The organism is Ligilactobacillus murinus DSM 20452 = NBRC 14221 (assembly GCF_001591685.1).
Taxonomy (GTDB): domain Bacteria; phylum Bacillota; class Bacilli; order Lactobacillales; family Lactobacillaceae; genus Ligilactobacillus; species Ligilactobacillus murinus.
The window spans coordinates 36911-49020 of sequence record NZ_BCVJ01000008.1; the positions used below are offsets into that span (position 1 = coordinate 36911).

10 protein-coding genes are annotated in these 12110 nt (G+C 34.7%); all 10 read right to left on the reverse strand.

The features are described from left to right. Window positions 1-2 precede the first annotated feature (2 nt). Window positions 3-1043 carry a sugar transferase gene (locus tag LMU01S_RS02960; RefSeq protein ID WP_056958470.1) on the reverse strand — a complete coding sequence of 347 codons (1041 nt, stop codon included), beginning with the start codon at window positions 1041-1043 and terminating at the stop codon, window positions 3-5. Then, on the reverse strand, window positions 1036-2064 hold the full coding sequence (locus LMU01S_RS02965; RefSeq protein WP_056958468.1) for a glycosyltransferase: 1029 nt from the start codon (window positions 2062-2064) through the stop codon (window positions 1036-1038). The genes LMU01S_RS02960 and LMU01S_RS02965 overlap by 8 nt, the downstream gene beginning before the upstream one ends. Before the next feature lie 130 nt (window positions 2065-2194). Then, window positions 2195-3625, reverse strand: coding sequence for a flippase (locus LMU01S_RS02970; protein ID WP_010690223.1), 1431 nt, complete (start codon window positions 3623-3625; stop codon window positions 2195-2197). 2 nt (window positions 3626-3627) lie between these two features. Further along, window positions 3628-4743 (reverse strand): UDP-galactopyranose mutase, encoded by a 1116-nt coding sequence (gene glf, locus LMU01S_RS02975; protein WP_056958466.1) that lies wholly within the window; start codon window positions 4741-4743, stop codon window positions 3628-3630. 304 nt (window positions 4744-5047) lie between these two features. Further along, window positions 5048-6202 carry a hypothetical protein gene (locus LMU01S_RS02980; RefSeq protein ID WP_056958464.1) on the reverse strand — a complete coding sequence of 385 codons (1155 nt, stop codon included), beginning with the start codon at window positions 6200-6202 and terminating at the stop codon, window positions 5048-5050. A gap of 15 nt (window positions 6203-6217) precedes the next feature. Continuing rightward, a complete protein-coding gene (locus LMU01S_RS02985) occupies window positions 6218-6598 on the reverse strand; it encodes a GtrA family protein (protein WP_056958540.1) in 381 nt (126 codons plus the stop codon). 158 nt (window positions 6599-6756) lie between these two features. Continuing rightward, a complete protein-coding gene (locus LMU01S_RS02990; protein WP_056958462.1) occupies window positions 6757-7824 on the reverse strand; it encodes an acyltransferase in 1068 nt (355 codons plus the stop codon). Window positions 7825-7828: 4 nt separating this feature from the next. After that, a complete protein-coding gene (locus LMU01S_RS02995) occupies window positions 7829-8761 on the reverse strand; it encodes a glycosyltransferase family 2 protein (protein ID WP_056958460.1) in 933 nt (310 codons plus the stop codon). Then, window positions 8737-10401 (reverse strand): putative glycosyltransferase family protein, encoded by a 1665-nt coding sequence (locus tag LMU01S_RS03000; RefSeq protein ID WP_056958458.1) that lies wholly within the window; start codon window positions 10399-10401, stop codon window positions 8737-8739. Before LMU01S_RS03000 ends, LMU01S_RS02995 begins: the two co-directional genes overlap by 25 nt. Window positions 10402-10738: 337 nt before the next feature. Further along, on the reverse strand, window positions 10739-12110 hold a 1372-nt coding region (locus LMU01S_RS03005), incomplete at its 5' end, for a putative glycosyltransferase family protein (RefSeq protein ID WP_225354589.1).

The window sequence follows — 12110 nt, forward strand, 5'->3', positions numbered from 1 at the left end:
TTTTAATCCTTTACTTTTTCTAACTTTGTCATTGCTGTTTTAATAAATTCACCAGTACGGATCTTTTGTGCTACCGCTAAAGCATTCTTCTTCATCACTGAATATTCTTCACGTGGCATATTTTCAAGCCGCTCATCAATTTCAGTCAAGCTATCAACTGCAAAACCAACATTATTATCGATCACAAAATCAGCTAATGCCGCTTTTTTCCACACTATGATCGGCAAGCCACTGCTTAAATAAAGCGATGCCTTATGAGGGTTATTGTACTTAGTATACTCACCAAAGGTTCCATCACATTTAACTATACTATTACCATCCCAAACCAAGCCAAAATTTTGCTTTAAGTGCTCTGGCAATTCCTCAGGTGAATAAACACCCTGGTAATTTATATTTTCCGCATATTTCTCAGCTGGTGAAGGTCCGAAAAGTTCTAATTTGAAAGCTAGCTTTTCAAACTCCTTACTGGTCAAAAATTTTGACTTAGCTAAATTTCCAGCAAAAACCAATGAGCGATCATAATCATATTCTTCACGTAATTCAGTTGGATTATGGTAATCAAATATACCTAGGTCTATACATGGTGTCGTTACACCTTGTTCATCTAACCAAGCATGCATTTTTCGATTATGGTCAATGATCCCATCAACACTGTTGAACACTTCGATCTCATTTTGGGAAAAATTCTGGTCATCCTTAAAAAGTCTTAACGTTTCAACATCATGGATCACTAAATACAACTTAGCATCAGTATAACTTCTGATTGCTTTAATGATATTATTCGTCAAGTACGTTGAATAGATCGGGTACTGTAAAACTATCACTTCTGCTTTTAATTTCTTAAATACACGCGGTATCTTAAATTTAACATCATATACTTTGCGTAATTTTGCTCCAAAGCTCCGATCTTCAGGATCTAACTTAAGGTTAAGTGGCAGTGGTAAAAAGCCTTCATCTTTCAAAAAATATAGCACATCTTCCTTAGCCTTAGGACCAGCATTATTCTTATTTGGGTCTCCGATCGTTAAAACATATTTATTCATCTTTTTTCCCTTCGTCTAACATTTTGATCAATGAATTTATTGCTGTTTGCATGAATACACCTCGACGCATCATATCAGCAACTTGAACTGTGTTTTTGTATAATTTTTCATATTGCTCTGATGTCAAATCGTCTAAGACATCGTCTAGTTCGTTCAAACTTGAAATAGTCAAGCCACAGCCATAATGTTCAATAACTTTAGCAATAGCTGCCTCTTTCCAAACAATAACGGGAACACCTGAACTTAAATATAACGACGTCTTATGCGGCGTATTATACCGTAAATATTTTCCAAAGTTACCCGAACAAGTTGTTAATTCATCCCCATCCCAGATCAAGCCAAAATTCGCCTTTAACTTGCTCGGTAATTCTTCAGGACTAAAGACACCACCATATTCTATATTACCTGGAAAATTCACGGGTGTCGTTTTACGCCCAAAAACTAGCAACTTATGTTTCAAATCATATTTAGTTAGAAATGTCGATTTATCTAAATTTCCAGCAAAACAGATACTCCCGGTGTATGGTAGCATCGGATTTATCGGATTAGGATTATCATAATCCCAAACATTTAAATTAGTGATCAAACCATTGATCCCATGCTCATGCAACCAATCTGTCATCACACCGTTTAAAGAGACTAAACCATCAGCCATTCCCAATAATTTCAATTCGGTCTCATTTTCACGGCTATGACCATCCCCAGCATTAGCACGTAATGCCTCGATATCATGAACGATCAAGATCAGTTTCGCACCCGAAAGATATTTGATGCAACCTAACATCATTTTCTGTAGAAATGTTTTCCCTGAAGGAAATTGAACGATAACATTTCCGCTTCTAATTTTTAAGAAGATAAAAGGAAGTACACAAAAAACGTACAAAACTTTTGCGATCTTTCCAGTTGGAGTATCTATAACTTGATAATTTTCTTGTCTAAAAAAATTATTAGTATCTTCTTTGGCTTTGATACCACCCGTGGCACGTGCACTATCATGCCATAACAATACATAATTTTTCATTTTTAAAGCCCCTTTACTCTAGCTTCAATACTTCGTAATTATACTATACTTACCACTTAAAATGTAGCATCCGTGATCTTATAAAAAAACATGGTAAGCAATTGGTGTTTTACCGCAGCTTACCATGTTTTTAATTACCTTTTACTTTACTCTTTATCATAGTCGTAATTTGATTAAGCGATGTAGGTCGTAACACGATGATCATAACAATATAGATCAAGATCCCAATAATAACTTCTATTGCCAATGTCAAAATACTTGTCTTTAGGTAATTATCTAACATAAATACAGGAACAAACATTACTATACCTGCAATTAGATACTTAGGGATATTGATAAACATCTGCTTCAGATCCACGAGATCACGAATATACCAAATTTGATATGCAGTAACTACAAATTCAGAAATAACAGTCGCATACATGGCACCTTCTAAGCCCCATAAATAGATAAATGGTAAGTTGGCGATCATATTTACGACTGCACCTAAAACAACTGAGGTCGTAAATGCTTTGACCTTATTAGTCGGCAATAAGTACTGGGCACCAACAGTATTGCTCCAGGCAATAAATAAAATAACAGCAGCCTCGATCAACATTGCCTTACCCACAGGGCCAAAACCGTGACCATAGAAATAAGGTCCCAAATGCAATGATACTGCAGCTAGTCCAAAGGTCATCGCAACTGATAATAAGGATATGAAGTCAAAAGATGTATACAACATCTTATTTACTTCTTTATGTTTTCCCTTAGCAAAAGCTGAAGCCATATGTGGCAACATTACCGTTCCTAGTGAGGTCGCCAAAGTTAAAACCATTTTAACGATCTGATCGGCATTAAAATAAAATCCTGCATACTCAGCACCGACCATTGCACCTAACATTGTCTTATTCAGTTGCAGATAAACTGATGTCGCAACTTGCGGAATAAATAACGACACTGTTGGGTTAAAATGCTTTAGTGGATGTAGCTCTTTAAATTTGACTGGAACCAAGATCTTTTTTAGATATGGCCATAAGATCAAATTTCCAAAGAAGGTCGATGCACCAATAATAAAGATATACAAAGCTACATCGTTTGCATCACGTACAAGCGTAAAGATCATGATCATCGATGCTAATTTAACGATCGTGTTTCTGATGACTGTTCGCTTAAAATCTTCGATCCCCATAAAGAGCCACGAAATATCGAATGCGACTGCAAGCACATTGATCGACTGGATCCATAAATACCAGGTGTATTCTGTATAGATCTGTAAAAAGATCACAAATGCTAAATATGCCACTAAAGTCGTCAAAGTTTTTAGGATCTGGATCTCCCAAAAAGTTTCTGACATTTTTTGTCGATCTTCTCTCACATATGCGATTTCACGATTTCCGTAATAGCCGACACCTAAAGCAGCAAACATAACAAAGTACTGAATGATCGAGTTAGTATAAGCATTATCGCCGACCCCTGACGCATGTAAGACCCGACTGATATAGGGACTTGTGAGCAGCGGTACGATGATCGCTAACACTTGATAGCCCGCATTATACAAATAGTTGCGGAGAACTTTCATTTTTAATCACCAAATTCTTGCTTAACTGTGGTCAAAGCAGCCGAGATCACTTGATCCATGTTGTAATAACGATATTGCCCTAAACGTCCACCAAAGATCACATTTTGTGCTTCTTGTTTAGCTAGATCTTGGTATTTAGTATAAAGCGCATTGTTCTTCTTATCATTGACTGGATAATATGGTTCGTCGCCCCGTTTCCAATCAGCAGGGTATTCTCGGGTTATAACGGTCTTATTCTTATCACCTTTACCAAATTCAAAGTGCTTATGCTCAATAATCCGTGTATATGGTGTCTTAGCATCGGTGTAGTTAACGACCGCATTACCTTGATAGTTATCAACGTCTAAGGTTTCAGTCTCAAACCGTAAACTCCGATATTCTAATTCACCTAGTTTATAATCAAAGAATTGATCGATCATCCCAGTGAATAAGACTTTATCGTAATCACTCAAGTATTGGTCTTTATTATCAAAGAAATCAGTATTGGTTTTGACGGTGATGTTGTCGTGATCTAACATCTTTTCCACAATCTGTGTGTAGCCACCAACTGGGATCCCTTGATAATCATCGTTGAAATAGTTGTTATCGTAAGTCAAACGTACCGGTAAACGGCGAATGATAAAGGCTGGCAATTCAGTTGCCTTACGCCCCCATTGCTTTTCAGTATAACCCTTGATCAATTTTTCATAGATATCGGTACCGATCAACGAAATAGCTTGTTCTTCCAAGTTTTCGGGTGTCTTACCGTTCAAAACAGCACGTTGTTCATCGATCTTTGCTTGCGCTTCTTTAGGTGTGACTACTCCCCAAAGCTTATTGAAAGTATTCATGTTGAAAGGCAAGTTATAGATCTCGCCGTTATAATTTGCCACTGGGGTATTCGTATACCGGTTAAATTCAGCAAATTGGTTCACGTAATCCCAAACTTTTTTGTTTGAAGTGTGGAAAATATGTGCGCCATATTGATGCACTTGGATCCCATTGACTTCTTTCGTATAAATATTTCCCGCTAAGTGGTCACGCTTTTCGATCACTGTAACTTCATGGCCACGCTTAGCCGCTTCATTGGCAAAAACTGCACCAAAAAGTCCTGCACCAACAATTAAGTATTTAGACATAATATGTATTCCTCCAAAGATATTCAATTTATCTGATTTAAAATTCTCACCACAGCACAAAACTATAGCCTATAAATATCATTTGGGCCTTGGTCATAATGTATATAGCTATTAATATTCGTATAATATTACAAATAGTTAATAACTCCCCTTCGATCCATTAGGCATGGATCTCTAGTTTATGACTATTGTTATGAGATCTGCCTATAAGCAAAAAAGCCGTCACAATGACGGTAGACCCTTTTGAATTATACCACAGAATAAAAAACTTATCTCACTTTCTTAAAAAAGTAAAATAAGTTTTTTACTCAATTACATTATTTTGGGGTAATACTGCCAATAAAGCTAATAGGCTCATGTTATAAGAAATGTGCCAAAAATGATGGTTGATCGCCATGCTAAATGAAATCAATAAAACAGCAATAACGAGGCCATAGTATTTGTGACTATATGCTCGATAAAGCAAATAGATCAATAGAGCTAACATAGACAGTAAAAAAATGATTCCAAACATCATCAATGCTTGGACATAGGCCGAATCAATAAAATAGTAAACAACAAATCCCCGTGGATCACCATTTCCATTTTGGTAGATATACTGTCCAAATAAGTGAAGTGGGTATTTTTCAAAAGCCATCTTTCCAAAAAATAAGCGTCGGGAAAGCCAAGAATCTATCTGTGCATAAATCGGACTATATGGATCAAAAAAATACGTCAGCAATAAATCTCCTAGTGCGTAAATTACAACTATAAGACTAGTTCCTTTTAGACCTAAGAACTTAAATAACTTAAAAATAGAGCGTCTAAAATAGCTCACCAATAACAAAAGTAGCATCAAAAGTGCATCTAAACGACTATTAGTAATGGCATAGATCAACACTGCAATAATCATCATAAAAAGTAGCTCTTGACGTGAAAAATCAAAATTTCGCACTAAAGCAAATGCTAACATCAGATAAAACACGTGAGCTGCTAAATCAGATGGTGTAGCTAGTCCAAGCCCCGCTCTGATCACTCCCGCACCTTCACGCCACATGACATTGTTAGCGACAAGGCCCATAACAGTAGCGATATACACTAATAAGAGCAACGATAAGACGACTAAAATATATTTATTTAACAGTTGCTTATAGTCTATCTTATACGCCCCAATAATAAATATATACATAAAAAATGGATCTAGCTCATGAGCTTGCTTACAAACAATGAATAAGAACCCTGCTCCAACTAAAATTGCTAGGATCGTATTAAATCTATGCCGATCAAATATAATGATCTTACAAAATACTAGCAAAGTTACTAACTGTGAAAGTCGCAATAAAACAACGATCGCCCCTAAGCCAAAAGCCTTTGATAAGGTCGTACCTGCCATAAAATTAACGATCAGGTACAGGCTAAAACAAAACATATAGAGCTGCGTCCCTAGGTCATCTTTGTATAACGCTAATTTTTCAAGCACCAAACATCCTCCTACCTAACCTTCTTTAAATGCCCAAAATCTCTGCCCCAAATAATTTAGACCAACAAAAAAGACAGCCCCCGCCAGCATTGCTATATTATTTTGTATATTAGTATCAAACCCACTAAATATCCAGATTGCAAGAGGTTTAGCGATTCCATAAGCAACTAGATAACATAGCGTGATATTTATAGTAAATTTGATCACAGTTGTTAAACTTTTAGATTTGTTTTGAAACGTAAAATGCTTATTCAAAAAATAACTCAAAATACTACCAAAAATATAGTTTGACGCTGAAGAGACCCAATAACTGAAATGGAAGAAGTTATAGAAGATAAACATGATCCCTGTCCCAAAAATTGTATTGACGATCCCAACTAAAATAAATTTTAGCATTGTAGCATCAAATAAATTTCTAAATTTGTTAATGATAATTATCAATCCTTAATAAATAGTTTAGCTCACAATTATTTTAGCGTATTGTGAGATATTAGTCTATTGCTTCACACCTAATTCTGTAGAACGACATACTACCACATTAACTTGAAATTTCTTTAAGGTAATACCTTTGCAATCAGTTTGATTTTTTTCAAACACAATACTAGTACTACTAATAAAGCATAACTTACTACCGGTAGTATAAAAATATGCACCCAACTATTCATAACAACTAAGTAGTTTTGCCAATTATTGATCGTTTCATGAAAAACTACCTTGTCAAATATCGCAAAGAAGATCGGATGCAAGATATAAATACCTAAACTAGCACCTGACATAAGTGCAAAAAACTTCAGCACTCCTTCTTGTTTGATCTTAGTAGTTACTCGTTTCACCACTAAATACAGTGCTACCGAATATAGGAATGAACTATAGCCACTCAAGAAAATATATTTTCCATCAGTTAGCACATTAATGATCGAAGCCACTAATGTTATACAGCCAGCAATGATCAGGAAGTTTTGGATCTTGATTGAAAAATAGTTTTCTTTGATCAAATACCCCATAATAAAAAATCCAACAAATGATGAAGATAATAACGGTTGAGAAACAAATTCTGTCACAATATTTTTCCCAATAAGATGCCCTAGATAGGCTAAAATATCATTTACTACAAAATATATAACAACAACATAGCATAGAGTATCTTTATGTTTATCAGCTAACACTGACAGGATCGGAGCTACTAAATATAGTGCAATGATCGCATAAAAAAACCAAAACAAGTTATTGATATTATTATTTAAAAATGCAGCAATAAATCCATGTAGACTAGCTCCTTCTGGATGAGGTATTGGTCCAGGAAAAGCCCTATACTTCGTATCAAACAAGTAATATATCACCGACCAAAAAATAAATGGTACCAAAACTCTTTGACCTCGACGTTCAAAAAACTGTTTTGTTGTTTGACGTTTTCGATAATTCAATAGTGTAGCACCTGAATTCATAAAGAAAATAAAAACCGCTGGAATACACAAAACCTGGAGTAATTTGGCCAGCTGCATGTGAGAATAGCCATCATTACCAAAATTGGCTAATTGTGACGAATGTAACATTAGGACAAAAAATATCGCAATACAGTTTAATACATCAATATAATGTAATCTCGTTACAGGTTTAGTCATCTTATTATTTTTTCTCCTTAATTATATAGATTGGTCTCCCCTTGACCTCGGTAAATATTTTTCCAATATATTTACCTACTATCCCTAAGCAAAATAACTGGATCCCCCCTATAAAAAGCATGATACAGATCGTTGAGGCCCATCCACTTGTTGGGTCGCTATGGATCAAATAGCGAGCAATGATAAACATGATCCCTACGCCCGAGACCACTGATGAAATAAAGCCTACAAAGGCAGCAATATCCAATGGAAACTGAGAAAAATTAATGATCCCATCGATCGAATATCTAAATAAGCTCCAGAAATTCCAGCTTGTTTTACCTGCTACTCGTTCTTGATTTTCATAATTTAAATATTTAGTTTTAAAGCCGACCCAACTAAAGATCCCCTTAGAAAAACGATTATATTCGCTCATTGATATGATCGAATCAACCATCTGGCGCGTCATTAAGCGAAAATCTCGCGCTCCATCAACAATCTCAGTATCCGAGATCTTATTGATCAGCTTATAAAACATCCGCGCAAAAAATGATCGAATTGGTGGCTCCCCCGAACGATCTATACGTCTTGTTCCCACACAATCATAGTCACTCGTAGCTAAAATCTCTAGCATTTGTGGTAACATCTCAGGTGGATCTTGCAGATCAACATCCATCACCGTCACATAATCTCCCGTTGCTTCTCGAAGGCCACAATACAAAGCAGCTTCCTTACCAAAATTACGTGAAAAAGAGACATAGTGTACATGTTCTGGATCTTTAGTTTGTAATTTTTGCATCTCGCCTAACGTATTATCAGTGGATCCATCATTTATAAACCAATACTCTAATTCAACATTTGCTAGTTTATCTTTCACTTTCTCGACCGCTTCATAGAATAGTGGCACCGATTCTTCCTCAAAGTAACAGGGAACTATAATTGATAATCTTTTTGCCATATCCAATCTCCTCTCAAATTAGTTACGAATAGCATAATATATCCAACAATAAGTGCAACCATTGTCAACCCGAATGTAATGTAATTAAATTTAGGAACTTCGCTAGAAATTTCTACACTATTTGTTTTCTTCTTAGCCATTATCGTTAATAACTGCCCATCATTAAAATTTTTCACAACCTGACCATTTACCTTAACATTATACTTCACTCCATTATACAGTAAGAACGGTAACTTTAATCGTCCTACTTGCTCAGCATTAACTTTAAATGCTAGTGATCCATACGTTGCTTTTATTTCATATCTTTTAGGGATATCATCACTATTTATATCAAACAACCACCTTTTTTCTTTTCCTGGAGCAGAAATCATATAATCATACCATCCATATTTACCGTGCTCTAATTCCGATAAATAATTTTTATTATTTAGATAGTATCTAACAGCATCATCTCCTATTGCATCATGAAAGTTTTTCACCCCTGAAGCACTCATAGCTATCAGCAATACCGAAGCTATCATTAAACAGAGTTTAGGCGCAAGGGCCATCCCATATTTTTCTAAATATTGACACATTCCAATCACAATAAAAATTATGATAAATGACAATAATCTTCCTAAAAATTGGATATTTCCTAAAAATGTCGTAGCTAATATTTCTGGATAAGGTATCCAAGATAATGTTAAAAAGTAAAGTACAAGCGCTCCAATTATCCAGTACTTCCATTCTCCTACCTTATCAGCTTTGAATAATTGTATGATCAAAGCAATAAAGATCACAAATGCTATCAACCCCATATTCCATGAATTGGATGTCTTATCACTCATATTGTTTGTTAACATCGAATCCCACATTTGATCCGGTATTATCGGTAACAAGGCTTTCCAAGGGGTCATCAGATTGTTTTTTGTCATCAGCAATAACATATTTCCCAGAGTATAGCACGAGATCAATATAGCTACTATTCCAGCATAGACCATCCTTATAATCTCTTTGATAGTGGTTTTACAAAAACATATCCTCACACCCTCAATTATTACTAATATAATGACCGAAAATAGAGCCGAAATAACATGGGAATTCATAACCATTCCCATCCCTATGCCTAACGCCCAAATCCCCTTAGATTTTTGATCCAAAATCTGCATATATCCCAAAAATATTAGTGGCAAAAATGTATATGCTAGCATTTCCCCAAATGCATTTCTACCGTACATCACTGTCATATGGTAAGCATTAAATTCATATACGGTAACGCCTAGCAAACGCCAATATACATTAGTAGTCAAGTGTCTAGTCAGTAGATAAGTATTTACCATTGTTATCAAATTTAGCAATACAAAGCCTGCAAATAATGCATATATAGGTTCACTAATAAATAGTCTGGGAATTATAAAAATCAACCCTGATAACCATGGATACATACCATTAAAAGCTTCACCGACATTTTGATAGCCCATAAAATTCACTAATTGCGGAAGTGTAAAATGTTTCAATGCCTCCGTGACTGCTTCAAATTTGATAAGATGTATTTGGCCATCAAACGTAGCCTTAAAATAATGAGTACAGAATGCTGGATATGAGGCAAAAACTGCCCCCAAAACAAATATACTCATTAAAATTATCTTTCTTCTCTTCATAGTTAACGAACCACCCTTATTTTAATATTTTTATCGTCTAAATATTATATCTGATTTAACTACTTCATATACTATTCATCGATCTAAATATATCCTAAATGGATACTTACGTCCAAGATAACACGATCTTACAAATGGTACCCTCGGAATAACGATGATCCCTATAACTGTCATTAAGAATCGATATAACATTTCTATACTAACTGCAAAAAACTGACTTTCAGTCATTTGTACTAAACTTCCGTAGATTTTTCCGGAAATAGCTAGTGAATTTAAATCTACTTTCCATAAATTCCATCTCCTTCTATAATATTCTAATCCCCGCAACTATGTCAGCTTACCTTGACACAATTCTTCCCACTTTTTTAGAACTAGTTAATATTAGCATTAATATACTAAAAATAATTGCTACCACACTTAAAGCAAAAGTAAAGTAACTAAATTTGGGTACCTCACTTGAAATCTCAATACTGTTAATTCCCTTATCAACATTAATAGTTAGTACTTGCCCACTATTAAAGCTGTATTCCCTTTCTCCATTTACACTAATATTGTACTTTATCCCATTATAAAGCAAAAATGGGACCTGTACTCTTTCTGCCTTTTGTGCATTAATTTTGAAAGTTAAACTTGAATAATTTGATTTTATATCTAGTCTATTAGCCAAACCATTATTAGGATCTTCCACATTGATCAACCATTTGTTGCGGTCCTTTGGGGTGGCTATCATATAGTCATACCATCCCTCCTTTCCTTTACTTATATCTGATAAGTAGTTCTTATTATTGAGATAATACCTAACATTGTAATCTCCTTTAGTATCATGAAATGTTACTACAGCTGCAGAACTCATTATAACTAGTGATATCCCAACTATCCCTACACAAAATTTTGGTGATATCTCTACTCCGTACATTTCCAGATATAAACACATTCCAATAACAATAAATATCATCACAAATGATAGTAAACGTCCTAAAAACTGTATGTTACCTAAAAATGTTTCTCCTAATTGTTTAGGATAAGGTATCCATGATAAGGTTAAAAAATATACTGTCATAGCTCCAATTATCCAGTATTTCCATGAACCTGCTTTTTCCCTTTTGAATATTTGTACTATCATGGCTACAAACAGGATAAAAGAAACTAAACCTATATTCCAAGTAATAACATCACTGATACTATTATTTAACATTGCTCCCCACATTTCAGAAACTGAAATTTGTTCTAATCTTTTCCAAGGAGTTATTAACTGATTTTTATGCATAATTAATATTAAATTTGCAATAGAGTAACATGAAACCACTATTGCTACTATCCCTGCATAAACACAATTTACCAATTCTGCAAGTGATAATTTTTTCAAAAAAAGCCTACTGAGTTCTATTATACCCAAAATCAAAAACGTAAATAACGCTGATATCACATGGGAATTTAAAATCATCCCCATACCTATTCCTAACGCCCATATACCATCACGTTTTCCTTCCATAATCTGAATATAGCCCAAAAATACTAGAGGTAAAAATGAATATGCTAACATTTCTCCCACAGCATTCCTACCATACATAACTATCATATGATAAGAATTAAATTCATATACCATGACTCCTAACAAGCGCCAATATATCTTAGTAGTTAAATACCTTGCTAGTAAATAAGTATTTAACATTGTAACAAGATTAAGTAATACAAAACCTACAAAAAGA